The sequence below is a fragment of the Glutamicibacter sp. Je.9.36 genome, from assembly GCF_051129975.1.
Lineage (GTDB): Bacteria > Actinomycetota > Actinomycetes > Actinomycetales > Micrococcaceae > Glutamicibacter.
In genome coordinates this window covers 709,450-732,887 of the sequence record NZ_JBCPSN010000001.1, presented here as the reverse complement: position 1 = coordinate 732,887, position 23,438 = coordinate 709,450, and the positions used below count along the sequence as shown (strand labels likewise).

20 protein-coding genes are annotated in these 23,438 nt (G+C 62.5%); 8 read left to right on the top strand and 12 right to left on the bottom strand.

Annotation, left to right across the window (positions count from 1 at the left end):
• Window positions 1–11 precede the first annotated feature (11 nt).
• The 4 genes from AAZQ98_RS03400 to AAZQ98_RS03385 form a co-directional block, all read right to left on the bottom strand.
• Window positions 12–812: an enoyl-CoA hydratase/isomerase family protein gene (locus AAZQ98_RS03400; protein WP_359198999.1), complete on the bottom strand. Its 801-nt coding sequence runs from the start codon at window positions 810–812 to the stop codon at window positions 12–14.
• 22 nt (window positions 813–834) lie between these two features.
• Entirely contained in the window at window positions 835–2,925 is a 2,091-nt protein-coding gene (locus AAZQ98_RS03395) for a TRAP transporter permease (protein ID WP_434689826.1), read from the bottom strand.
• Window positions 2,926–2,936: 11 nt separating this feature from the next.
• Window positions 2,937–4,121, bottom strand: coding sequence for a TAXI family TRAP transporter solute-binding subunit (locus tag AAZQ98_RS03390; protein WP_434689824.1), 1,185 nt, complete (start codon window positions 4,119–4,121; stop codon window positions 2,937–2,939).
• 236 nt (window positions 4,122–4,357) lie between these two features.
• Window positions 4,358–5,056, bottom strand: coding sequence for a maleylpyruvate isomerase family mycothiol-dependent enzyme (locus AAZQ98_RS03385; protein ID WP_434689822.1), 699 nt, complete (start codon window positions 5,054–5,056; stop codon window positions 4,358–4,360).
• Window positions 5,057–5,270: 214 nt separating this feature from the next.
• Between AAZQ98_RS03385 and AAZQ98_RS03380 the strand changes: the two genes are divergently transcribed.
• Window positions 5,271–7,055 carry a plasmid pRiA4b ORF-3 family protein gene (locus tag AAZQ98_RS03380; RefSeq protein ID WP_434689819.1) on the top strand — a complete coding sequence of 595 codons (1,785 nt, stop codon included), beginning with the start codon at window positions 5,271–5,273 and terminating at the stop codon, window positions 7,053–7,055.
• Window positions 7,056–7,154: 99 nt separating this feature from the next.
• On the opposite strand, the gene AAZQ98_RS03375 is transcribed toward AAZQ98_RS03380, so the two are convergent.
• Together AAZQ98_RS03375 and AAZQ98_RS03370 are read right to left on the bottom strand one after the other, a co-directional pair.
• A complete protein-coding gene (locus AAZQ98_RS03375) occupies window positions 7,155–7,307 on the bottom strand; it encodes a hypothetical protein (protein ID WP_400289809.1) in 153 nt (50 codons plus the stop codon).
• Between the two features lie 98 nt (window positions 7,308–7,405).
• Complete coding sequence (locus AAZQ98_RS03370; protein WP_434689817.1) at window positions 7,406–8,428, bottom strand: LacI family DNA-binding transcriptional regulator; 1,023 nt, start codon at window positions 8,426–8,428, stop codon at window positions 7,406–7,408.
• 252 nt (window positions 8,429–8,680) lie between these two features.
• On the opposite strand from AAZQ98_RS03370, the gene AAZQ98_RS03365 reads away from it, so the two are divergent.
• From AAZQ98_RS03365 to AAZQ98_RS03345, 5 genes are read left to right on the top strand one after another with little or no spacing between them, the layout of a single operon-like run.
• Window positions 8,681–9,028 (top strand): L-rhamnose mutarotase, encoded by a 348-nt coding sequence (locus AAZQ98_RS03365; protein ID WP_105656501.1) that lies wholly within the window; start codon window positions 8,681–8,683, stop codon window positions 9,026–9,028.
• A gap of 33 nt (window positions 9,029–9,061) precedes the next feature.
• Window positions 9,062–10,234, top strand: coding sequence for an L-rhamnose isomerase (rhaI, locus tag AAZQ98_RS03360; RefSeq protein WP_105656500.1), 1,173 nt, complete (start codon window positions 9,062–9,064; stop codon window positions 10,232–10,234).
• Window positions 10,235–10,236: 2 nt separating this feature from the next.
• Complete coding sequence (locus AAZQ98_RS03355; RefSeq protein WP_332730802.1) at window positions 10,237–11,544, top strand: MFS transporter; 1,308 nt, start codon at window positions 10,237–10,239, stop codon at window positions 11,542–11,544.
• A 47-nt stretch (window positions 11,545–11,591) separates the two neighbouring features.
• Window positions 11,592–13,643 (top strand): bifunctional aldolase/short-chain dehydrogenase, encoded by a 2,052-nt coding sequence (locus AAZQ98_RS03350; protein ID WP_133833975.1) that lies wholly within the window; start codon window positions 11,592–11,594, stop codon window positions 13,641–13,643.
• A complete protein-coding gene (locus AAZQ98_RS03345; protein ID WP_434689816.1) occupies window positions 13,640–15,124 on the top strand; it encodes a rhamnulokinase in 1,485 nt (494 codons plus the stop codon). Before AAZQ98_RS03350 ends, AAZQ98_RS03345 begins: the two co-directional genes overlap by 4 nt.
• Before the next feature lie 65 nt (window positions 15,125–15,189).
• Here the strand turns inward: AAZQ98_RS03345 and AAZQ98_RS03340 are convergent, their stop codons facing one another.
• From AAZQ98_RS03340 to AAZQ98_RS03325, 4 genes are all read right to left on the bottom strand, one after another.
• Entirely contained in the window at window positions 15,190–15,846 is a 657-nt protein-coding gene (locus tag AAZQ98_RS03340; RefSeq protein WP_434689815.1) for a class I SAM-dependent methyltransferase, read from the bottom strand.
• Window positions 15,847–15,948: 102 nt separating this feature from the next.
• Window positions 15,949–17,778, bottom strand: coding sequence for a cytochrome b/b6 domain-containing protein (locus AAZQ98_RS03335; RefSeq protein WP_434689813.1), 1,830 nt, complete (start codon window positions 17,776–17,778; stop codon window positions 15,949–15,951).
• Between the two features lie 5 nt (window positions 17,779–17,783).
• A complete protein-coding gene (locus AAZQ98_RS03330; RefSeq protein ID WP_434690109.1) occupies window positions 17,784–18,764 on the bottom strand; it encodes an electron transfer flavoprotein subunit alpha/FixB family protein in 981 nt (326 codons plus the stop codon).
• Window positions 18,765–18,778: 14 nt separating this feature from the next.
• Window positions 18,779–19,555 (bottom strand): electron transfer flavoprotein subunit beta/FixA family protein, encoded by a 777-nt coding sequence (locus tag AAZQ98_RS03325; RefSeq protein ID WP_400341771.1) that lies wholly within the window; start codon window positions 19,553–19,555, stop codon window positions 18,779–18,781.
• A 402-nt stretch (window positions 19,556–19,957) separates the two neighbouring features.
• Between AAZQ98_RS03325 and AAZQ98_RS03320 the strand changes: the two genes are divergently transcribed.
• On the top strand, window positions 19,958–21,067 hold the full coding sequence (locus tag AAZQ98_RS03320; RefSeq protein WP_434689810.1) for a hypothetical protein: 1,110 nt from the start codon (window positions 19,958–19,960) through the stop codon (window positions 21,065–21,067).
• A 112-nt stretch (window positions 21,068–21,179) separates the two neighbouring features.
• The gene (locus AAZQ98_RS03315) at window positions 21,180–21,593 is read left to right on the top strand and encodes a hypothetical protein (RefSeq protein WP_434689809.1); all 414 of its coding nucleotides are present in this window, start codon (window positions 21,180–21,182) and stop codon (window positions 21,591–21,593) included.
• A 24-nt stretch (window positions 21,594–21,617) separates the two neighbouring features.
• On the opposite strand, the gene AAZQ98_RS03310 is transcribed toward AAZQ98_RS03315, so the two are convergent.
• Together AAZQ98_RS03310 and AAZQ98_RS03305 are read right to left on the bottom strand one after the other, a co-directional pair.
• Window positions 21,618–22,043, bottom strand: coding sequence for a DUF1801 domain-containing protein (locus tag AAZQ98_RS03310; RefSeq protein ID WP_105656492.1), 426 nt, complete (start codon window positions 22,041–22,043; stop codon window positions 21,618–21,620).
• Window positions 22,012–23,430, bottom strand: coding sequence for an MFS transporter (locus tag AAZQ98_RS03305; RefSeq protein ID WP_434689807.1), 1,419 nt, complete (start codon window positions 23,428–23,430; stop codon window positions 22,012–22,014). The genes AAZQ98_RS03310 and AAZQ98_RS03305 overlap by 32 nt, the downstream gene beginning before the upstream one ends.
• Window positions 23,431–23,438 lie beyond the last annotated feature (8 nt).

Below are 23,438 nucleotides of genomic sequence, written 5' to 3'. Positions count from 1 at the left end.
AGTGGAGCTCCTTAACTGGTACGCGTGGCCGCTCGGAAGTCGGGTTTGCGCTTGTCGATGAAGGCTTGGGTTCCTTCGGCCTTTTCGTCGGTGGAATAGAGCAGGGACTGGGCCAAGGTTTCGAGCAGCAGCCCGGTTTCCATGCTGGCGTCCATTCCGTGGTTGACCACGGACTTGACCAGGCGGATGGCTAGCGGACCCTTGGCACGGATGCGCTGAGCTATCCTGTGTGCTGCGTCCATCAGCGATTCGGGATCGGTGACCTCGGTAACCAAACCTGCGGTCAGTGCTGTCCGGGCATCCACGCGCCGACCGGTAAGCATCATGTCGATGGCGCGCCCCATGCCGATGAGCCGGACCAGCCGCTGGGTGCCGCCAGCGGCCGGGATGATGCCCAAACCGGTCTCCGGCAGGGCGAACTGGGCGTTATCCGAGCAGATGCGGATATCGCAGGCGAGGGCGAACTCGTGCCCGCCGCCGAAGGCGAAGCCGTTGACCGCAGCGATGGTGGGTTTCGCGCTGGCGGCAATCTGCCCGAAAACGCTTTGCATCCGGGCGGCGAGCCCGTCGACCGGGGTGCGCTGGGCTAGTTCGTTGATGTCCGCCCCGGCGACGAAGGACTTGGTTCCGGTGCCAGTGAAGACCAGCACGTCGACGGTGTCGTCCTGGGCGATCTGCGACAGTTGCGTGGACAGCTCGTCGAGGACCTCGCGGTTCATCGCGTTGAGCGCTTCGGGGCGGTTGATGGACAGCACTGCGACGCCGTCGGCGTCCTCGCGCAGGATGACTGGTGTTGAGGGATACGGTGCCATGATTCTTCCTGGTTGTCCGGTTCTAGGAGTGGATCGAGGTAGGAACCTCGGACGCTTCGGCGTCGGGTTCGGGAAGTCCAGAGCGCTTGGACCGCTTGGTGAAGAGCGCCAAGGCGCAAGCTCCTGCGATTACGGCCGTAGCGATGACGCGGTAGCCGCTCTCCGGCAGGAAGAGGAGGAACCCGGCGGCAGCCAGTAGCACTCGCTGGAGTCGACTCAGTCTGGTCTCGATGATGACCAGCCAGCCACTGAACGAGCAAGCGATTGCGGTCACTGCGATGATGCTGAATAGTGTGGACACGATAATTTCCGCGGCGTCGCCCTGGGCGACCAGAGCAGGGTTCAAGGCGAACCCGAAGGGCACCACGTACTTCACGGCACCCAAACGCATGGCTTCAAAACAGGTGGCCATCGGTGAGGCCTTGGAGATGCCGGCCGCTGCGAAGGCGGCCAGTCCCACTGGCGGGGTGATGTAGGAAACTGAGGCCCAGTAGATGACGAACAGGTGCGCGGCAATCGGATCCACCCCCAGCGCGGTGAGCGCCGGAGCCATCACGATAGCCAAGAAGACATAAGCCGCCGAAATGGTCAGGCCCATACCCAGCACGAAGCAGGCAATCGCCCCTGCAATCAGGATCAGGATGACGTTCTCGCCGACCAGCGCCACCAGGTCTCGGGACAGCGAGAGTGCCACACCAGTGGCGGACAATCCGCCGAGAATAAGCCCCACACCGGCGATGATGCCGATGATCTGGGCCAAGGTCTTGCCCGCATCGAGCATCATGTCGCGGAATTCAATAATTCCGAACTTCAGGCTTGGCTTGGCCAACGCGATCACGAGCAGCAATCCGACCACCCAGAATGGGACCTGGGATTCGGATCCAGCGAAGAACAGCATGGCGGTCAGTAGGCCCAGGGCAGATATGTAGGGCCAGCCGGAAACGAGTGATGCGATGAACTTTGGCAACAGATCCTTGCGTGTGCCCTTCAGGCAGCGCTTCGCAGCGTAGCCGTCCACCTGCAGGAAGATGCCTAGATAGTAAAGGAACGCCGGGATTGCCGCAGCGACGATGATCTGTGTGTACGGAACGCCCACGAAGGAGACCATCAAGAACGCCGCGGTTCCCATGATCGGGGGAGTGATTGATCCACCGGATGATGCAGTTGCCTCCACCGCGCCAGCGGTCTTCGGACTGAATCCGGATTTAATCATCGCCGGGATGGTCATCGGGCCGGTGGTCAGTACGTTCGACACGGCCGAACCACTCATCATGCCCATGGCCGCCGAGCTGGTTATCGCCACCTTGGCCGAACCGCCACGGTAGCGGCCAAAGAGCGAGAGCGAAAGATCGTGGAAGAAGTCCGCACCGCCGGTATGCTGCAGCACCACGCCGAAAAGGAGAAAGCCAACCAGCACTGAACCTGCGGTTTGCAACGGCAGACCGAGGATGGACTCGGTGCCCATGGCATGGATCTGCGCCAGAGTGTTGAAGTCGTAGGTGATGCCTTGCAGGAAGCCGATCGGCAACTCGCCAGCCACTAATGGATACAGGGATACAAGCACGGCCAGCGCGGCGACAACCCAGCCTGCGGTTCGGCGCAGTACCTCGACGATGAGCGCCCAGAAGACATAGCTGACAATGGTCGCGCTGATCGGGGCGACGAAGGCCCAGCCGAACTCGGCAATATCCACGCCGTGGAAAGCGAAGAACAGTGCGCATCCCATGAAAGCCAGCATCAATACCACGTCATACCAGGGCACTCCGGGGCGTTCGCCGGCGGTGGCCTCCTGCATCAGCTCGTTGGGGCGGCGGCCTTCGGCGCGGCGCGAGCTGACCTTGCGCAGCGGCTGGACGATGAACACAATCGGAACGAAGCATGCGGTGAGCATGTAGAGGAAGGCGTTGGTTAGTACCGCCACGTCGAATAGGTTCCAGAAGAAGACCTGGTTCATGGTCAGTACGATGCCGGCAACGGTCAAGGTGACGATGACCGCTTTCCAGAAGCCGGTTAGACGATAATTATGCTCATCTGCCTCGGCAGAAGCATCAGCCAGGGATTCCAATGCGGATTCGGAAGTTGTCTCGGAAAGACTTACGGAAGATACGCTCACGGGAACGCTCCTTATGCTTCTTTGCTAGCGGAATCGGTAGGGACATCGTCGACGGTAGGCAGCTTCGGGAAGTTTTCCTTCTTCCAGCTACGCCACTTTGCCGCGATAGCCGGATCGCCAGAATGCTGTTTCCAGAATCCTGGCCAGGCCGCCGCCAGCAGCTGTTCGCGTTTCAATAGAGCTTGATTGCGTTTTTGCAGGTCAGCGGTCCACTTGCCGGCCTGCTTCAAGAAATCCACACTGCCCTCATGCATGGGGATGACCAGTGGGGTCAGCATGGCTTCGTCGGAGTGGAACTTATGCGCGTCCGGCGTCGCATCCTTGTATTTGCCGTAATGCTTCTCCATGCTGGCCAAAAGCATCTGGACCTCTTCGGCCGGACGGTCAGCGAGCGTCACCAGCGGCAACGAGTACTGGAGGTTTACGGCGCTTTGGCCGGGCTCCATGCCTGCACCATCAGTGAAAGAACCGGCGATCATCATCGGGGAGAGTTCTTCCCAAGTCGCGTACTTGCTCGGATCATTGCCACCCAGATCCAGCCATCGGATAGGGAATTGCGATGCGAGTTCCGAGACGTTGGCGCCCACGACGTTCTGGTAGAGGGTGTCGATCTGGCCAGTCTTGAGCGCTTCGATCTGTTCGCTGTAGGAAACGTCAACCATGGTGACATCAGCGGTACTTAGGCCGCCGTAGTTAAGGATGCCTTCGAGCTTCCGGTTCATTGAGGTTGAGGCGACCAAACGAGGGTAGCGCTTGCCAGCAAGATCTGCCACGGTCTCAATACCGGAGTCCTTGCGCACCAGAATCCCGTAGTTTCCCGGTGGTGCCAGTACTAGGCGAAGCCGTTTTGGCCCCCACACTTCCGAGGCGTACTCGTCATCGCCTTCAAAAGCGTAGTAGTACTCGTCGCCGGTGCGCGAATACTGCGCGGTGCCGTTGATCAGTGGGGCCAGACGGCCGATGCCGGTATCGCTGGTCATCAGGCGTACTTGCATGCCGACCTGCTGGGTCAACGTATTCGCGATGGCAGCTACGTCGTTGTAGGTTCCCGTGCCCACTCCATAGGTTGACCATACGGTCTGGTGCGGCAGGCCCGGGACTGCGACCGCGGAACGCGTGCATGAAGCCAGCGCGCCCATAGCGGCAGCAGCGGACAGGCCGGTTAGAAATGACCTGCGGGTGAAAGCTCGTGGCATTGGTACTCCTGCAAGAAATCGACATTGTTGCTGAATGCAACAGCGTTCGCGCTATCACCCATTCATGCACAGAAAGTGTGACCCAATCCACCTTTTCGGCTCATTGTTGTTCTAATGGCAATAATGACGTCCGTGCGCAGAAACGATCAACGGATACGTGCGGACGCGTAAAAAGCCGCTGGCCGCGAGTCCAATAGGAGTTTCGCGGCCAACGGCTAGAACGATTTACTAAAGCTTTACCAGGAAGGCAAAACCGGAATCGGGCCATCGGCCTCGATATGCCGGGCCTGGCCGCGGGCCAGCCATTCGATCAGGCCTTCGCGGTCCGAGCGCACCTTCAGCGCGCCATCGCCGATGACCCATTCGTCGCCCTCTTCGGTCACCAGCGTCATGCCCGGAGCGTTCTTCACGCGCATGGTCCGCACGGCGGCCTCGACGGCGTTCTCCTGGGAATCCGGATCGGCTTCCTCGATGGTCCACGCGGTATCCAGATCATGGTGGTGGATGACCACCTCTGAGATGCGCAGGGCCACGATGGAGGTCGCCGGAATGATCTTGCCGTGAAGGTCCACCTCTTCCACGGCCAGTTCGCCGCTGAGCCGTTCGCACTGCTCGGCGAAGTATGCGGCGGCGTCCTGGAACTTCTTGACCAGTTCCTCGCGCGGCAGGGCCGCCAGCTCGTCGATCTTCGCGTCGCGGGCCTCGCGCGAGGCGTAGAGCTCCTGCGGTTCTCCGCTGGTGGCCCAGTCGATGAGCTTGACCAGGCTCCGGCCGTTGGAGGCCAAGTGCGCAATGACCTGCGCCCGGCTCCAGCCTTCGCACAGCGAGGCGGCGGCCATTTCTTCGGTGGACAGGGTTTCGATCGTGGCCGACATCATCGCGGTTTCGCGGTTGAGTCGTGACAGGTCCGAGTGCAAACGAGCAGTATTGATCATGAAGTCACCCTACCAACGGGGGCGCTCCAGCAATACGGGTTACGCCATAGATATCGAAAGCGACTCGATTCATATCCGCACCGTGTGGGCCCTGGTGGTGCCTGGCTGCGACGGCAGTGAGCCGTCCAGCAGAACACATGCCAGGCATGCTTCTTCAGGAACCAGCAGCCACGTAGCCTAGGGGGAGAAGGCAAACGACCAGGAAAGCAGTCCGATGGCGAAGAAAAAGAAGAAGCAGAAGCCCAAGCAGGGGCATCCGGCACGCCTGCAAGAGGGCGTCGTCTCCCTGGACCGGGTGAAGGTGGGGCGCGGCCTGGACGCGCTCACGCCGCAGTTCGTACGGTGGTTCTCCGAGAACCGCGATGACCCAGAACTGGCCCTGATGGTCCTTGCCGCAGTGCGCGAAACCCTGGGCATCTACGCCGAAGTCGTGGGCCTGGACAAGGTCACCGATTTTGATCCGCCCAAACTGCTGGCAGTGCTCAGCTCGATGATTGAATTCGAAGAGGCCGAGAATCCCGATGCCGCCGATAATGGGCTGGGAACCATGATCTATATGGCCTGGGCGGATTACGTCGAGTTCTTGCGCGATGCCGGTCTGTGGGAGCGCGAGGCCGAAAGCCTGGAGTGGTTCCGGAATTCGCTGGAAGCCCAGGATCCATTCGCCGGTGATGACGGCATCGATGAAAACGATGAAATCGACGAGATCATGGCATCTGACGAGGCCTCTCAAGCGGCCCTGGCAGAAATCGCCGCCATGCCGATCAGCAAGCTGGGTCGTGCCTCCTTGTCTTGGACCCTCACCGAGGGCAAGAATCTGTGGGCCAGCTTGCCGGCACCTGAATTCATGGAAACGGCCGCGATAGCGCTCGCCGATCAGCTGCCTCCGGAAGTCCACGAATCGCGCAGGGGCCTGATGGTTGCGGTCGTGCTCTCGGCACTGGAATCGGTTAGCGCCATCAAGCTGCCCGAACAGGGCAAGCCGGAGCGCGGCGTGACGTACGAAGACATCATGCAGCATGAAGATGCCGACTCCTTCGAGCCGAACTTCTACTTCATCCAGGCCTGCCTGGACTCGTTGCTGGAAAAGCCGGGAGGCGGCGATGAAGCCAGCCTTGAAGCCTGGGGGCTGGCAGCGTTCTGGATCGTCGAGGGAATCGAAGGCCACCCGCATCGCGTGGCTGACCCGCGAGATGATCAATGGTCGCCAAAGGTATGGGAAACCGCGCATGTGCGCATGCATGAACTGCGCGTACTTGGCCTTATCGAAGACGGTGAAGCGTACTCGGTGCCCACTATCGTCCGCCTGGCGATTACCGACGTTGAACAGGACCTGCTCGATGAGGATGAATTCGACGACGCCGATCTCGACGCGATGTTCGGCCCGGACGATGACGAGCCGAAACGCCTGAAGCGCGAAACGCCCTATACCGGCAAGGTGCTGCAGCTGAAGCTGACCCTCAAGGAAGCCAAGCCGCCGATCTGGCGTCGCGTGCTGGTGCCCATGGATCTGAACCTTGGCGACCTGCACGACATCATCCAAGCGAGCTTCGACTGGTACGACGGGCATCTGCACAGTTTCTACGAGGGCGGCTTCGGCGGCACTTCATATGGTCCAGAGATTGACGACATGGACTACCAGAAGAACGAGTCGGAAACCCTGGTTTCCTCGTTGCTGCAGAAGGAAAAAGACCGCCTGGATTACCTGTACGACTTCGGGGACAACTGGGAAGTGCGCATCGACGTCGAGAAGATCCTGGATGCCGATGGCGGCCAGCTGCCGCGATGCACCGGCGGCCGGCGCATGGCTCCGATGGAGGACAGCGGCGGGATCGGTGGCTGGGAAGCCAAGCTGGAAATTCTCGATGATCCAACGGACCCGGAGTACGAGGAAGTGCAAGACTGGCTTTCGAGCTTCGGTTACGAAGAGGAATACGAGATCGATCCGGCGTATTTCAACAAGGACGAAGTCAATGCCCACCTGGAGTTCGAGTTCTAGGCGGCTGATTCAAGCCAGTGAAAATGCCCGTGGGTTGCCAAGCTTTCAAACTTGGCAACCCACGGGCATTTTTGGTTTTCGGCTGGTTGGCCCTCTGGCCTAGTCGTCGTCTAGCGCGGCTCCATGCGGTGTCGCTCCGCCTTCATCGGTCCAGTCCTGGCCAACTTCATCATTCAATGCAGGGTCGGAAATGGTATCGGGCTCTTGGGCCTCTGCCTTATGCAGTTGGGCTTCAGGGTTGTTCTCGCTCATAAATCCATCCCTCTCGTTGCTTGGAATGCCAACCTAGCAAGAACCGGCGGGCATCAGAAGCTGCAGAACCCGCTTTTCAGGAACCCCTAAGGTAATCGTCAGCGCGCTTGGCTCGGGGCCACAGTCGATGCACGGACAACGAGTTTGGGAGTGAAAACGAATTGCTCGCGGACCGCTTGGTCGCCCGCTTCTGCTTCGCGCAGCAAGACGTCAACAGCGGTTCGCCCGATTTCTTCTGCTGGCTGGCGCACGGTGGTAATCGGGATGACGGCCGACTCGGCGAAGTCGATATTGTCGTATCCCACCAGAGCAATATCCTCGGGAACACTGAGTTCGCCGGACATCACCAGGGCCTGCAGGATGCCCAACGCGAGCAGGTCGTTGGCCGCAAAGATCCCGTCGGGGCGCTGTGCAGGATCCATGGCAAGAATACGCTCTCCGGCTGCCCGTCCTTCCAGCACAGTCAGGTTCTTGGTAGGCATATGCTCCAGCACGGCATCCGGGGCTTGCGCCAATACCGATTGGGCTCCCGTTAATCGGTGCTGGACCTGTTCGATGCTCTGCGGCCCGCCGACGAAGGTGATCCGCTTTCTGCCAATGTCCAGCAGGTGCCGTACGGCAATTCTTCCGCCTTCCACATCGTCCACGGAGACCGATGAAAAGCTGCGGTCGCCACTTCCGCGGTCCACCAGCACCACTGGCGTGCCCGCTTCGCGGATCCGCCAGAGCCGGCTCAAGTCGCTGTGCAAGGGGGAGATGAGTACTCCGGCGACGCGTTGCTCTTCGAAGAGATCCAGCAGTTGCTGTTCGGTGCTCAGGGAATTGTCGCTGGCTCCCATCAGCACGGTGTAGCCGTTGTCCAGGGCGCGATGCTGGGCGCCCTGGGTGACGTCCATGAAGAACGGGTTGCGTGCATCGAGGACGACGAGCCCGAAACTCCGGCTGCGGCCGGCACGCAGTTGCCTGGCCGCATCGTTGCGGACAAAGCCGAGCTTCTCGATGGCTGCGGTGACCTTGGAAACGGTGTGTTCGGAAACAACCTGGGGCCGGTTGAGCACGTTGGAGACGGTGCCTACGGAAACGCCCGCCTCGGCGGCAACTTCCTTGACGCTGACGGCCACAGAGCTTTCCTGTTCTTCGGTGAGTTGTTCTTCTGCGAGTATAACTGGCGCACGGATGGGAACTGGAATCCCGACAGCTTTTTGAAAGGATTCAAAAGAATGCGGCATTCGCTCGACCGACCGCTTGCAATTCAAGTGTGACCTGCTCTACACTCGAATTTCGAAGCGATTGAAACGATTCATTTTTATGCAAAGCGAATCGGATCGCACAGTTTTGCCCACCCAGTTCCAGCGCTCCGGAAGAGTAGTACGATGCGAGTTTGCTTTCAATTGCAGGTCAATCCCGACCTGATCGACGAGTATGTGTCGCGCCACCGGGAAGTGTGGCCGCAGATGCTCCAAGCCATCGAAGAAGCCGGGCGTCGCAACTACTCCCTCTTCCTGCGCGAGGACGGGTTGCTGATCGGCTATTACGAAACCGATGACGACAGCGCTGCCCAGGCCGCCTTGGACTCCGACCCGCGCACCGCAGCGTGGGAAGCGGAAATGAGCCGATTCTTCCTTAGCCTCGGCGGCCGGCCAGATCAGCAAGCGCCGCGCCTGCGCGAGGTCTTCAATCTCGAAAACCAGCTGGCCGCACTCGCCGCATCCCAGCAGTAGAAGCCCGCAGAATTACTAGAAATGGAGAGTTCCATGAGCTCGAAGCTGAGCCCTGAGCACCTGCAAATCCTTGACCGCCTTGCCATCGAAGTCCCTTCCTGGGCCTATGGGAATTCGGGCACCCGCTTCAAGGTCTATTCGACCCCCGGGACCCCGCGCGATCCCTTCGAAAAAATCGCCGATGCGGCTGAAGTCAACCGATTGACCGGACTGGCTCCCTCAGTGGCCCTGCACATTCCGTGGGACAAGGTCGAGGACTTCACCGTGCTGCGCGAGCACGCAGAAGGCCTGGGCGTCAGCCTCGGAACCATCAATTCGAATACCTTCCAGGATGACGATTACAAGTTCGGCGCCTTGACCCATGAGGATCCGAAGATCCGCCGCAAGGCAATCGACCACCACCTCGAATGCATCGACGTAATGGATGCCACCGGAAGCCAGGACCTGAAAATCTGGCTGGCAGAGGGCTCGAACTATCCAGGCCAAGCGGATATGCGCGGGCGCCAGGACCGGCTAGGCGATTCGCTGGCCGAAATATATGCGCGGCTTTCCGGAGACCAGCGCCTGGTGCTGGAGTACAAGTTCTTCGAACCGTCCTTCTACCACACCGACGTGCCCGACTGGGGAACGTCCTATGCCCAGGTTGCGGCCTTGGGGGATCGGGCCATGGTTTGCCTGGACACCGGGCACCATGCGCCAGGCACCAATATCGAGTTCATCGTGATGCAGCTGCTGCGGCTTGGCAAGCTCGGATCCTTCGACTTCAATTCCCGCTTCTACGCGGATGACGACTTGATCGTTGGCTCGGCAGACCCGTATCAGCTGTTCCGCATCATGGCCGAGGTGATCCGCGGTGGCGGACTGGACCAGGACACGCCTGTGGCCTTCATGCTCGATCAGTGCCACAACGTGGAGAACAAGATCCTGGGCCAGATCAGAAGCGTCCAGAACGTGCAGGAAATGACGGCCCGGGCGTTGCTGATCGACCGCGTAGCGCTGACTGAAGCACAGATTTCCGGTGATGTCCTGGCCGCCAACGAGATCTTCATGGATGCCTTCTACACCGACGTGCGGGCCGACCTGGAAGCATGGCGCGCAACGCGCGGCCTGCCAGCCGATCCGATGCAGGCCTTCCGCACCTCCGATTACCAGAGCCGAATCGAAGCATCGCGCGCTGGTGGCGTGCAAGCAGGATGGGGAGCCTGATCATGAGCACCGCAGCAAAGAAGCGCGGCATCTCCGGGTGGAAAGCCACCATTGCCGTAGCCATGAGCAATTACATAGAAGCCGGAGCCATCATTGCGCTGGCCACCAGCCTCAGCCTGTGGCAGGGTGCGTTCGGATTCGACGACGCGCTGGTCGGTGTCATCGCTGCCGTGTCGGCCAACGCGTTCGGCGCGGCCCTGGGTGCACTGATCGGCGGACCGCTCTGCGACCGTCTGGGCCGCAAGTTCATCTATACCTACGACCTGATCGTGTTCATGGTCGGCGCCCTGATGATCACCTTCTCCTCCGGTACGAGCCTGCTGATCATCGGCGTGGTCCTCATGGGCATTGCCGTGGGCGCAGGCGTTCCAGCCTCCTGGACCTACATTGCCGAGGAGGCTCCGCAGGAATCGCGTGCTGCGCACGTGGGCACCGCTCAGCTGGCGTGGTCGATTGGCCCAGCCATCGGTTTCGCGCTGGCGATCCTGGTTGAGCCTTGGGGCGTGAACGGCTCCCGGGCAATCTTCTTCCATCTTTTCCTGATCGCCGCTGTCACTTGGTGGGTCCGCCGCGGATTGCCCGAGTCCAGGAGGTGGAAGGAGCAACGTGCCGCGGAAACGGCTGCTGGCGTGAAAGCCTCGTTCTTCTCCGGCATGCGCGGGCTGCTGGCCGACCGCCGCAACTGGAGCGCGCTCTTCTTCCTGCTCGGCGTCTATGGGCTATGGAATACCGTGGCAGGGCAGGCTGGCATTTTCCAGCCTCGCGTCTATGCTGCCGCTGGCGTTGAATCCGCTACCCAGCAGAACCTGCTCCAGGTGCTGGTCTGGGTGCTGACCGCCGCCGCAACCTATTTCGGATTCATGAAATACGGAGACCAGGTCTCGCGGCGTTGGCTCTACTTCGGTGGCGCCCTGCTGGGTGTTGCGGCCTGGACCGTGCTGATCTTCGCTCCTCCAGGTGCCTTCTCCCTGCTGTTCTACGCAGTGGCCTGGGGCATCTCGGCGGGTATCGGCGCGCAGGCTTTCTACGGGCTATGGACCGCGGAGCTCTTCGCCACGCGCTACCGCGCCAGTGCACAGGGCGTGCTGTTCATGCTTGCCCGGGTGCTTGTCGGCCTGCTCTCGTTGGTGTTCCCGGTACTGCTCACCAACCTGGGCTTGGAAAAGCTTGGCCTCCTGATCATCGGCCTGCTGGTCGTCGCGTTGCTGATCGGCACCATTTGGGCGCCGGAAACGCGAGGCAAGTCGCTGGAAGAGATCGAACTGGAGCGCTATGGATATGAAACCAGGGCCACCAAAGTCGACGCCTGAGAACCACTGCCCCCATGCACATTAACGAGTCGGAAGACAAGAACACCATGAGCAACACCATCGCGACACGCACCACCGCACAGGAACTGATTCAACGATCCAACCGGTTGGGTGCAGACAAGAAGAACACCAACTACGCCGGTGGAAACACCTCGGCCAAGGGCACCGCGAAAGACCCGGTCACCGGTGAGCAAATTGAGCTGCTCTGGGTCAAGGGATCGGGCGGGGACCTCGGCACGTTGACCGAAAAGGGGCTGTCGACCCTGCGCCTGGACCGCATGCGCTCGCTGGTGGACGCCTACCCGGGCGTGGAGCGCGAAGACGAGATGGTCGCGGCCTTCGATTACTGCCTGCACGGCAAGGGAGGCGCCGCGCCATCCATTGATACCGCAATGCATGGGCTGGTCAACGCAAACCACGTCGACCACTTGCACCCGGACTCCGGCATTGCCATTGCCACTGCCAAGGACGGCCGGGAGCTGACCGCAAGGATCTTCGGCGACAAGGTGGCTTGGGTTGACTGGCGCCGCCCCGGATTCCAGCTGGGACTGGATATTGCCGCGATCAAGGACGCCAATCCGCAAGCCGTGGGCTGCATCCTCGGCGGCCATGGCATCACCGCCTGGGGCGATACCTCCCAGGAATCCGAGTCCAACTCGCTGTGGATCATCGACACCGCCGCTGCCTACCTTGACGAGCACGGCGCACCGGAGCCCTTCGGTCCTGTGGTTCCCGGATTCGAGCCGCTGGACGAGGAGGAGCGCCGGACCCGCGCCGCCGCATTGGCCCCGAGCATCCGCGGCCTGGCCAGCACCGACAAGCCCATGGTGGGGCACTTCAGCGATGACCAGCGAGTCCTGGATTTCCTCTCGCGCCAGAAGCTGGCGCAGCTGGCGGCCCTGGGCACCAGCTGCCCGGACCACTTCCTGCGCACCAAGATCAAGCCGATGGTGCTGGATCTTCCCGCTACCGCAGGCGTATCGGAGCAGATCGCTCGCCTGGAAGAACTGCATGCGCAGTACCGTGCTGACTACCAGGCCTACTACGAGGCCCACAAGGACCTGGACTCTCCGGCGATGCGCGGGGCCGACCCGCTGATCGTGCTGGTCCCGGGCGTCGGCATGTTCTCCTATGGGGCGAATAAGCAGACCGCACGGGTCGCTGGCGAGTTCTACCTCAATGCCATCAACGTCATGCGCGGCGCCGAAGCGGTCTCCAGCTATACGCCGATTTCCGATGCCGAGAAGTTCCGCATTGAATACTGGGCGCTGGAGGAAGCCAAGCTGCAGCGCATGCCCAAGCCCAAATCCCATGCCGGGCGCATCGCCCTGGTCACCGGTGCCGCGTCGGGCATCGGCAAGGCCGTGGCGCAGCGGCTGGCAGCCGAGGGAGCCTGCGTGGTCATCGCAGACCTGGACCTGGACAAGGCGCAGGCCGCCGCGGCGGAGCTGGGTACAGCAGATGTGGCCGTTGGCGTCGCCGCCAACGTGGCCGATGCGCACGCCGTGCAACGTGCCATCGATGAGGCGGTGCTGGCATTTGGCGGATTGGACCTGGTGGTGAACAACGCGGGCCTCTCGCTTTCAAAGCCCTTGCTGGAAACCACCGAGGCCGACTGGGACCTGCAGCATGATGTGATGGCCAAGGGATCGTTCCTGGTTTCCAAGGCCGCGGCCAAGGTGCTGATCGAGCAGAAGCTCGGCGGCGATATCATCTACATTTCCTCCAAGAACTCGGTCTTCGCAGGTCCGAACAATATTGCCTACTCGGCCACGAAGGCCGACCAGGCGCATCAGGTGCGCTTGCTGGCCGTAGAATTGGGCGAGCATGGCGTGCGCGTGAACGGCATCAACCCCGATGGCGTAGTGCGCGGCTCCGGGATCTTCGCCTCCGGCTGGGGTGCCCAGCGTGCGGCGACCTATGGCGTGGCAGAGGAGGATCTGGGGCAGTTCTACGCAAACCGCACGATCCTGAAGCGCGAGGTCATCCCGGAGAACATTGCCGATGCCGTGTTCGTGCTGACCGGGCCGGAACTGACCCGGACCACCGGATTGCACATTCCGGTGGATTCCGGAGTGGCGGCAGCCTTCCTGCGATGAGCAAGCAAGCAGAGAGCGCGCCGGTCGCAGCTATCGACCTCGGCGCCACCAGCGGACGTGTCATGATCGGCCAGATGGTGGACGGGAAGCTCCAGCTCACTGCCGTCCACCGTTTCGCCAACGGACCGGTTCCGCTGTCGAGCCTGGAACCAGGGGCGCGGCAAGAAGCGCTGGCCTGGGATATCGATGAGCTCTGGGCGCAAATTCGCCACGGCCTCTCGCTGGCTTTCGCGCAGCGCGGGGATATCGCCAGCATCGGGGTGGACTCCTGGGCGGTGGACTATGCGTTGCTCAAGGACGGCAAGCGCCTGGGAGAAGTGCGGCATTACCGGGATCCGCGCAATGAGCGCGCGGTTGCTGCGCTGGAACAGAAATTCAGCCGGCGCGAGTTGTTTGCACGCAATGGGCTGCAATTCCTTCCGTTCAACACCGTGTACCAGTTGCAAGCCGAGAAGTTGGAAAACCGGTTGGCGAACGCCGAGGCGCTGCTGCTGGTTCCCGACTATTTCAACTGGATGCTCACAGGGCATCGGCGCAGCGAGTGGACGAACGCTTCCACTACCGGGTTGCTGAACCACAGCACCGGTACATGGGACGAGGATCTGGTTGCTGAACTGGGGCTTTCGGGAAAGCTCGCGCAGCTAGTGCACCCTGGCCAGCCGGTGGGCGCACTGCTGCCCGAGCTGGCTGCGGAATTCGGAGCCAGCCACGAAGTCCAGGTAGTGGCGGTCGCTTCCCATGACACGGCCAGCGCAGTGGTCGCGACCCCGCTCTCCAGCGGGCAATCCGCCTATATCTCTTGCGGAACGTGGGGATTGGTTGGTGTGGAGCTGGACCGCCCGGTACTCACCGAGCAAGCGCATCAAGCGGGATTCACCAACGAGCTGGGGCTGGATTCCAGTGTCCGGTTCCTGAAGAACGTCGCCGGAACCTTTCTGCTCAGCGAGTCGATCCGCCAATGGAACGACGACGCGGAAGCCGCCGGAAGGGAAGAAACCAGCTTGGAGCAGCTCCTTGCCGAGGCCGCGGAATTGCCTGTTCCCCAGGTGCTGATCGATCCTCAAAGCGAGCGGTTCCTGGCTCCTGGCCAGATGGCCCAGCGCATCTGCGATGCGGTGGAAGCCGCCGGCGGACAGCGCCCGTGCTCACCTGCCGAAGTGATCAGGGTGGTCGTCGAGTCGCTGGCTCAGAGTTTCGCCCGCCAAGCTGCAGAAGCCGCGCGGTTGGGTGGATTCGAGCTGGAGAACATCCATATTGTCGGGGGCGGCTCGCAAGGCCAGCTGCTGTGCCAGCGCACTGCAGACCATGCGCGCGTGCCGGTCATTTCCGGACCCGTAGAATGCACCGCCCTGGGCAACGTGCTCGTGCAGCTGCAGGCGGCTATGCCTGCGGGCGGTGATGCGTTGAACCTGCGCGACGTGGTGCGCGACTCGGTGCCGCTAGGCGCCTACACCCCGTCGCAGGCCCTGAAGCTGGCCTAGATCCGTGTGGGATATCTAGGCCGTCGTTGACCCTCCAGCCCGATGGGGCTGGAGGGTCGAACTATTTACACCTTGCGCTGCACGAATACCACGGCATCCTCCAGGGTCGCCGGATTGCCATCGGGTCCGATGATGGTGCGTTCGCGGACCTCGGCGCACAGCACCTCCCACTGCGCCGGATCCAGAGCCAAAGCTTCCAGTTCCTCTTCGGGGCTGGGGAACACTGGCATCTGGTGATCGGGCTTGCTGGCGAAGGACGGCATCGATGCATGGGACAGGGCCAGCAGGTGGCCGCCGGGTGCGACCAGGGTCGCTGCCTTGCGCAGGAAGCTGGCGCGAGGGAATTCAAAGGGTGCCTGGAAGAAGCTCAAGGTCACCAGGTCGAAGGTTTCCCCGGTATTCCACGCAGCCAGATCCGAGGCGATGAAGCGGGCCTGCCCCGCGTCCAGGCCGTGCTTGGCCGCTTCTTCCTGCGCGCGCTTCACCGCGGTGGGCGAGATGTCGACCCCGGTAGCCTTCCAGCCATGGGTGGCCAGCCACAGCGCATCGCCTCCCTCCCCGCAGCCGATGTCCAGCGACGTGCCGGGGGCCAGCGGGGCGACAAGGTTCTCGATGACCTGGTTGACCTTGCCTGACCAGACCCGCTCGGACTGGCCGTAGTGGTTCTCCCAGAAGGCGACATCATCATGTTCTTTGGTGTGGTGTTCGTGGTGGTGGCTCATGTACGGTGTTCCCCATTCGTCAGTAAGGCCGTTGTTAACGACCCTACTGACGATCGGCCCCGTGCGCGATCAGTTTTGCGCCAGAGGCAAGAATCGCTGCTCCTACCTTGCGCTGACCTTGCCGAAGAGCCGGGCAATGGATGCGAGGATCATTGGCCGGCAGGCCAGCCAGGCGCCGGCGACCACGAGCAGCGAGAGCGCGAAGAAGAGCAGTCCGGTCCAGTTATCCGCGTACGCGGCTGGATCCGTGGAACCCTGGGCCGCGTACATGTGGTTCAAGTTGCGCAGCGCCCCGGTGGAGAACACCAGGATCACGTGCACGAGGATGAACACTGCGAAGTACAGCATGGTTGGGAAGTGCAGCGCGCGGGCAACCTCGATCGGGTACTTCGCGGTCAATGCTGGCATGTTCTTCGGCCAGAAGGCGCTGAGCCGGAAGCCGGTGATCGCCGCGACCGGGGCCGCGATGAACACTGTGGTGAAGTAGGCCAGCTGCTGCAGCGAGTTGTAGTTCACCCAGCCGTTTTCGGTGGGCCAATCCAGCGTCAGGTACTGCAAGGCCGCCGAAATCGCGTTGGGGAAGACCTCCCACGACGTCGGGACGATGCGCATCCAGTGGCCTGTGGCGAACAGCAGCACGAGGAACACCAGGCCATTGATGATCCACAGCAGGTCAAGACCCTGATGCAGCCAGAGGTTGATGCTCACCTTCGGGCTGCGCTTCGAGGACCAATAGGCAGGCGGCTTCTTCTGGTGCCTGACCAGCATGCCAGAACGGATGATCAGGACCATCAGGAAGAAGTTGAAGAAGTGGTTCCATGCTAGCCAGCCAGGGAACCCGAGAGGTGCCGAGTCCGGCAGGTGGTACTCACCCGGGTAGCGTTCCATGAATGACTCCACGGCATCGATGCCGGCAATGCCGCGGGCAACGAGCACCACGGCGGTGGCGATGCCCAAGGCGCAGAATGCGCCAAGGATTCCAGCCAGCACCCACTGCTTGGTCGTCAGCGGGCCATGCTTGGCCGCTTCTTTCTTGCTCTTCGCCGCTGCCTGGGGTGCCGGCTTGCTCGCGCGCCCGGCTCCTGGAGCGTTACTTGCCGCGGCTGCTGGCGCGGCAGGTTCCTGCGCGCCCATGCGGGTACGGGCAGGAGCAGCCTGCACCTCGGCGGCCGCAGGCTCCGCGGCCAGCGCGGCGCCGGATGCCTGAGGCACCGGATCTGCGGGTGCTGGCTCTGCCCTCGGCGGGGTGGCCGGTGCGGCCTGGGCCTGGGCAGCTTCCGTAACCGGTGCCGGCGGGAGCGCAGGCGCTGGAGCCGCTGGGGTCGCGGCCGCAACGGGAGCGGCCACGAACGAACTTGGCGGCCACGGTTCTGCGCCGGCGGTGCGCGGCAGGCCACGGCGAACTGCTGGTGCCCCGGCACTGGAAACCGCTGCGGCCGGGGCGGTACCCGCGGTGGCAACTGGTTCGGGGCATGCCGGCGCTGATTCAGCTACCGGTGCCACAGCCGGTTCGGCAACCGGTTCGGCAACTAGCTCGGCAACCGGCTCGGATGCTGGCGCAGCGGAAGCGTTCTGCGATGCGGTTGGAGCGTTCGCGGCGACGGGCGTTCCCGCAGGCGGCCACGGCCCACCGCCGGCAACCCGTGGCAGGCCCTGGCGAAGAAGTCCGGCAACCGCGCCCTGATCTGCAACAGGTTCCGCGGCCGGTGCGCTGTCTGCGGAACTAGCAGGTGCTTGGCCAGGCGTTGGTTCCGCAGGAACGGACGGGCCAACGGGCTGGTCGAGAACCGGTTCTGCGGCATCCTCGACCGCGCTAGGCCCTGCCGGGACCGCATCGCCTGCAGCGGGAGCGAACAGCTCGGCTGGCGGCCAGGGATCGCCGCCGGCCACGCGCGGCAGCCCCTGGCGGATGGATTGATTTGGTGCATTCATGGCGATCAGGCCTTGCGCGCTTCCAAGGCGGAAATCAGCTGGGGCACGACCTTGAAGACATCCCCCACCACGCCGAAGTCGGCGATCTCGAAGATCGGCGCATCGGCATCCTTGTTGATGGCAACGATGGTCTTGGCGGTCTGCATGCCCGCCTTGTGCTGGATGGCTCCGGAAATGCCCAGCGCCACGTACAGCTGGGGAGAAACTGCCACTCCGGTCTGCCCCACCTGGGCGGCATGCTCGACGTATCCGGCATCCACCGCCGCACGCGACGCGCCCACGGCAGCACCCAAGGCATCGGCCAGCTGGTGCACCAGGTCGAACTGCTCCGCGCTGCCCAACCCGCGGCCGCCGGAGACCACGCGTGCCGCAGAACGCAGCTCGGGACGGGTGGATGCCGTTTCGGCCGTTCTCAGTTCCTTGACCTCGACCTCCGGCTTGCCGCTGGCGGCTACTTCCAGCGGGATCGCGCTCGCCGGTTGGGCCTGGGCACGCTCTTCGATGCTGCCCACGCGCACGGTAATCACCGGCGCGCCGAAGGTCGGGGCGCTGTGGGTCGAGTACGCGCCGCCGTAGATCGAGTGGGCTGCGATGATTCCCTGGTCATCACGCGAAACACCGAGCGCATCGACGCTCAGCGCCAAGCGGTGGCGCACCGCGAAGCGTGCGGCCACTTCGCGCGAAGCCAGGGTATGCCCCAGCAACACGGCTTGTGGCTGGATTTGCGCGAAGGCCTGCTGCAGCGCGTCAGCCATCGGCGCGGTCAGCACCGGAGAGTCGACGGCGGCGGTGAGTACCTGCGCAGCGCCAGATTCGCTGGCTTGCGCCGCCAGGGTATCAAGGGATCCGGCCGGAGCGGCGACAAGCGCTACCGGGGTGCCCACGGCAGAGGCGGCGCCGAGCAGTTCCGCGTGGTTCTTGGCCAGCGTTCCAGTGGCCGTGGTCTCGAGGAAAACAAGAATTGAATCAGAAGCAAAGGAAGTCATGGTTTTCTTTCCGCTCACACCAGGTTGTTCTTGATGAGGAATTCGGCCACTGCGTTACCGGCCTCGCCGTCATCGGCAATGACAGTTCCAGCGGTGCGGGGCGGGCGCTGGGCCACCGAAACCATGATGGAACGCGCAGTATCCGCAGGCAGGGACTCGACGCCCAAATCGGCCAGGGACAGGGACTCGACCGGTTTCTTCTTCGCGGCCATGATGCCCTTGAAATTCGGGAAGCGGGCATCTGGCAATGCCTCGGTGATCGAAGCGACCGCTGGCAATGGAGCGCTGATCTGGGCGGCAGCGCCATCCAGCTCGCGCAATCCGCTGATCGCGCCGTCGGCAATTTCTACCGAGGACAACGAGGTCGCCGCCGGAAGATCAAGCAGCTCGGCCAGCATGACCGGGAGCATGCCCGCGGAGCCGTCGGTGGACATGTTGCCGGTGAGGACCAGATCGTAGCTGCCTCGGCGCAAAGCCGCCGCCAGGACCTGCGCGGTGAGGACCAGATCGGCGCCGAGAAGCTCCTCGTCGCTGATATGCACGGCGCTGGCCGCGCCCATGGCCAAGCCCTTGCGCAGGGTGGCCTGAGCTGAATCCGGGCCCATGGTCAGCACGGTGATTTCAGTTCCAGGGTTCGCATCAGCATGCTTCAGCGCGACTTCCAGGGTCCGCTCGCCGATTTCATCGAGCACCACTTCTGAAGCGGCACGGTCGGCCAGGCCGGTCTCCAGATCCAGCAGGCGGTCCTCTCCGGTATCTGGGACTTCTTTGATCAAAACCGCGATCTTCATTATTTTCTCCCTCTTATCGCAGTAGCATCTGCCAGGACAGCCGATGGCCGGAAATCACCAATGATCCGGGGCTTCGCGGACCACTGAAGCGGCCCCCGCCGAAACTACTAGGAAATCCAAGTTCATTAATAGGCCACGGCGCAGATTTTCTGCAGAGCTGAAAGCATTGTGTCGCAGGCTACGTCTGTCTTTGCTGTTCATCTTGTCGGATTCAGCGCCATTGGTCAATGAAAGTGGACAAGAAAACAGCAAGTGAGCCCCTTGAACACCAAAGGTCCACGGTCCGGCGGGGTCATCCGGGCATGCTTCCACGCAGGTGAGCCGCATCGCGCTATTCGCCCGGCTTCGGGCGGGCACCGTAGGCTTTAACCAGAGACCAATTTCGGAACCAAAGGACGGCTCATGGCCAGCAAAAAGCGTCAAGGCAAGAAGAACTCGGGCGCAGGAAATCCTGCCAAGGCGGCAGCGCGCGGCCGCAGCGTGTTCCTGATCCAGGCTGAACAGCAGATCAATGCGCTTCGCCATGACTACACAGCTTGGGTAGCGCAGCAGGTTCCTGCCTTCTCGCCTGAACAGGCGGCGCAGGCAGCGGGCATGCAGCTGGACGTAATCGGGCAGATCGCCGGCCAGTACGCCGAGAACGCCCGCAGCTCGAACCTGTTCGACCTGGACATCGATGTCTTCGGCGAGACTCTGGCCGAGCACCTGGGCAACCTGCCGGAATCCTTGGCTCCGGAGCCGATCTTCACCACATGGCTGGAATACTTCAGCTTCGTCGAGCAGCGCATGCTCTGGCAGGGCCCTGCGGAGAACCTCGAAGCCCTGCGCGAGATGCTGGAAGATACGCTCAATGGTTTTGCCGAGGGCGACGCGGAGCTATGCGGATTGCTGCGCGAAACCAAGCTGTTCAGCCAGGTCAAGGCCTATGCCCAGGCAGTGGCCGAAGGCGTGGACATGGAGGACTTCAGTGCAGAAGCCGAAGCGCCGCGCGCCAAGGTATTGACTGCCGTTGGCCTGGATGCCGAAACCTTCGACCCGGAAGGCCCGGCGCCACTAGCCTTCAACTACATCTGGAGCGCCGGCCGGATGTCCGTCGTGGAGTCGGAAGGATCGGTGCTGCGCACGGATCCGGACGCCTACGAATTGCTGGTTGCCGGCGAGGAAGCGGGCAGCGCGCAGCTGCTCTTCGAGATGGCTGTCGGCTGCGTCCAGGCGCACCTGAACCCGACCTTCGATGTCACCTTGCGGGATGAAGCCCATTACCTGGTGCTGCGCAACCTGCTGGTCACCGCATCCACTGGCCGCGAAGGGGACTTGGAGGGCCTGCGCCGCAACTGCGGCCCGAAGATCTACGATGCCGTGCTTCCAGAAGCCCGCATCGCCATGGATTCCTTGGTCGGCTACGGTCTGATTTCCAAGGACGGCGAGCACTACAGCATCGACGAGCGCTTGGTTCCGGTCATCTCCGCCGGCATCTCAGAGGTTGAGGCCTTCTTCGAAGAAGCCGAATAAGGCAGGGGATGGTACCCGCAGCGGCACCAGACTGCGGGTATCATCCAACCTAAGAAGATATTCGCTAGTAGCAAGCAGGCAATCGCTAATGGGCAAGAAAAACAATTGGCCAATGAGCTGGCTGCCTGCAGCCAGCGGGATCCTCTTCGCGGTGCTGCTGCTGATCGTGGATCCGCTGATCGCAGGTGCCCCATGGTGGTCCGATCCCGACCTGTGGGTGCCCTTGGCGTTCCCGCTGCTTCCATGGCTGGCAGTTGCCGGCGTGATGGCATGGCTGGGAAGCGCAACCGAGCGCTGGCTGCACGCTCTGGTGTTCAGCTTCAGCGCACTGGCCGCCGGGGTGATTCCCGGCCTTTTCTGGACGCTACTGCTCTTTGACGCCTTCCCGGATTCCGCCAGCCCGCAGCTTCCCATGGCCGTCTCGCTATACTCGGGTGCGGTGGCAATTGCGCTGGGAGCAGTTGCAGGCGGGCGGGCAATTTTCAGGCGTTTCAGGAAAGCCCGGCTGGCCGCCGTGGCGAACTAGGCGGCGGAGCGAAGCCCCTGGAGACTATCGAGCTTGGTCGTCCTGCCGCGAGGCCGCGATGGAGATCAGTTTCCGCAGCACCTCCAGGTCGATGTCCTCCAGCTTCTTCACGTACACGCAACCGGCTCCCTCGGTGTATTTGCCCAGCTGCGGCAAGAGCTGGGCGCCCTCGGGAAGGTCCTTCAGCCCGTAGAGCGAGAGCTGGGCCTTGCGCGGCGAGAAACCGGTCTTGGGCCAGATGCCCGTGGTGCGCGCATTGGCAGGGGAAATATAGGTGTAGCTTCCGTAGCCCACCATGCTCGGCCCCCACATCACCGGCTGCTCGCCGGTGGCTTCGCGGAAGATGCGGTCCAGTTCGTGGCCGTCAACCCGGCGCTTGGCCGGGGTTGCCGCCTCGATGAATTCCTCCACGCTGGCCTCAGTTGGAAGGGTCTTCTGACTTGTTGGCAAGTGATGCCTCCTCGGGTGCTCCAGGCGATTCGGCCTGGAAAATTGTCGACAGCTTGCGGTACTGGCTGGTGCCCATGGCCAGCAGCGCCACCACAATCATGATCAGCCCGCCGGCCAGGAATATCAAGGCGATGCCGCGCGCCTGGCCTTGCCCCACCAGCCAGCCGAAGCGGTCGTCGCCCGCTGGCGAGCGCATGAAGGGGATGACCAGATATTGGGCTATCGGCGCGATCAGGAAAGCGGTAATCGGAGCCGCGGCGGCTTCCATCATCTGGGCGAAGCCGAACACCCGGCCCTGGCGGCGGAAGGTGACCACCTTCTGGATCACCGTTTGCTCCGAGGCTTCCACCGCCGGGATCAGCATCATGTAGAGCCAGATGCCCAGCACGTAGAGCCATGTCCATTCGCGGATGGTGAAGATCGCGCCGAGGAAGCCCATGACGGCAACCAGCAGGAGCATGGTGCGGATCGGGTTGGCCCCCAGGCCGAACTTGGCGATGGCCAGGCCGCCGATGATGAAGCCGGTGGATGCCAGCCCGAAGGTGATGCCCCAGGCTTCGACCGGCATGATGGTCAGCCCGTAGGGATCCATCAGCGCCATGTAGGTGCCGCCGATGAAGTTGTTGAACATCGAGAAGATGATCAGCGCGAACAGGCCAGGGATGGCCATCACCGTAGTGAAGCCCAGGCGCAGGTCGCTGGTCCTGGTCCGCCCTTCCTCCTTTTCCGGTTCCTCCTCCGGGATGGAGATGCCCAAAAGGTGCAGCATCGTGACCACGACCATCACGATGGCAATGGCCAGCGTCCATCCCATCCCCAGCAGCCCGATGGACAGCCCGGAGAACACGCTGGTGATGATGAAGGCGATGCCCTGCACCGTGCCCACCAGCCCGTTGGCATTGGCATGGCGCTCGACCGGGATCAGCAAGGTGACCGTCGTGGACAGCGCGATGCCTCGCATCTGCTCCACGATCGCGCCGAACAGGATGACCAGGCAGAAGATCCAGAACTGCCATCCTCCGATATCCAGGATGTCCTTCGTGGGCAGCCAGAGGTAGATCAGCCCAGCCAGGGAAAAGGCCACAGCGGTGATCATCGCGGAGAAGACGAAGACCGATTTCTTGCGGTGGTTGTCCACGATGGTCCCGAAAACCATGGAGAACACGGAGATCAGCAGCATGAATGCGCCGCCGATGATGCCGGTGGCCATGACGTTCTCGGTCTCCAGGTACACCCAGAAGGTCAGCGCGAACCACAGGTAGCTGGTGGTGAGGTTCGCGACGGCGGTGTTGACCAGGATGTGCATGAAAGAGCGCTGGCCCTGCGGCGGAACTTCGGGGTTCTGGCCGTGGGCCGGCGGGAGATCAGGGGGTCCTTCATCGCGCATGGGCAAGC

Coding starts and splice junctions, on each gene's coding strand:
- AAZQ98_RS03400 (WP_359198999.1), bottom strand. CDS start 812: ATGGCACCGTATCCCTCAACACCAGTCATCCTGCGCGAGGACGCCGAC.
- AAZQ98_RS03390 (WP_434689824.1), bottom strand. CDS start 4,121: ATGCCACGAGCTTTCACCCGCAGGTCATTTCTAACCGGCCTGTCCGCT.
- AAZQ98_RS03385 (WP_434689822.1), bottom strand. CDS start 5,056: ATGATCAATACTGCTCGTTTGCACTCGGACCTGTCACGACTCAACCGC.
- AAZQ98_RS03380 (WP_434689819.1), top strand. CDS start 5,271: ATGGCGAAGAAAAAGAAGAAGCAGAAGCCCAAGCAGGGGCATCCGGCA.
- AAZQ98_RS03375 (WP_400289809.1), bottom strand. CDS start 7,307: ATGAGCGAGAACAACCCTGAAGCCCAACTGCATAAGGCAGAGGCCCAA.
- AAZQ98_RS03365 (WP_105656501.1), top strand. CDS start 8,681: ATGCGAGTTTGCTTTCAATTGCAGGTCAATCCCGACCTGATCGACGAG.
- rhaI (WP_105656500.1), top strand. CDS start 9,062: ATGAGCTCGAAGCTGAGCCCTGAGCACCTGCAAATCCTTGACCGCCTT.
- AAZQ98_RS03355 (WP_332730802.1), top strand. CDS start 10,237: ATGAGCACCGCAGCAAAGAAGCGCGGCATCTCCGGGTGGAAAGCCACC.
- AAZQ98_RS03350 (WP_133833975.1), top strand. CDS start 11,592: ATGAGCAACACCATCGCGACACGCACCACCGCACAGGAACTGATTCAA.
- AAZQ98_RS03345 (WP_434689816.1), top strand. CDS start 13,640: ATGAGCAAGCAAGCAGAGAGCGCGCCGGTCGCAGCTATCGACCTCGGC.
- AAZQ98_RS03340 (WP_434689815.1), bottom strand. CDS start 15,846: ATGAGCCACCACCACGAACACCACACCAAAGAACATGATGATGTCGCC.
- AAZQ98_RS03335 (WP_434689813.1), bottom strand. CDS start 17,778: ATGAATGCACCAAATCAATCCATCCGCCAGGGGCTGCCGCGCGTGGCC.
- AAZQ98_RS03330 (WP_434690109.1), bottom strand. CDS start 18,764: ATGACTTCCTTTGCTTCTGATTCAATTCTTGTTTTCCTCGAGACCACG.
- AAZQ98_RS03325 (WP_400341771.1), bottom strand. CDS start 19,555: ATGAAGATCGCGGTTTTGATCAAAGAAGTCCCAGATACCGGAGAGGAC.
- AAZQ98_RS03320 (WP_434689810.1), top strand. CDS start 19,958: ATGGCCAGCAAAAAGCGTCAAGGCAAGAAGAACTCGGGCGCAGGAAAT.
- AAZQ98_RS03315 (WP_434689809.1), top strand. CDS start 21,180: ATGAGCTGGCTGCCTGCAGCCAGCGGGATCCTCTTCGCGGTGCTGCTG.
- AAZQ98_RS03305 (WP_434689807.1), bottom strand. CDS start 23,430: ATGCGCGATGAAGGACCCCCTGATCTCCCGCCGGCCCACGGCCAGAAC.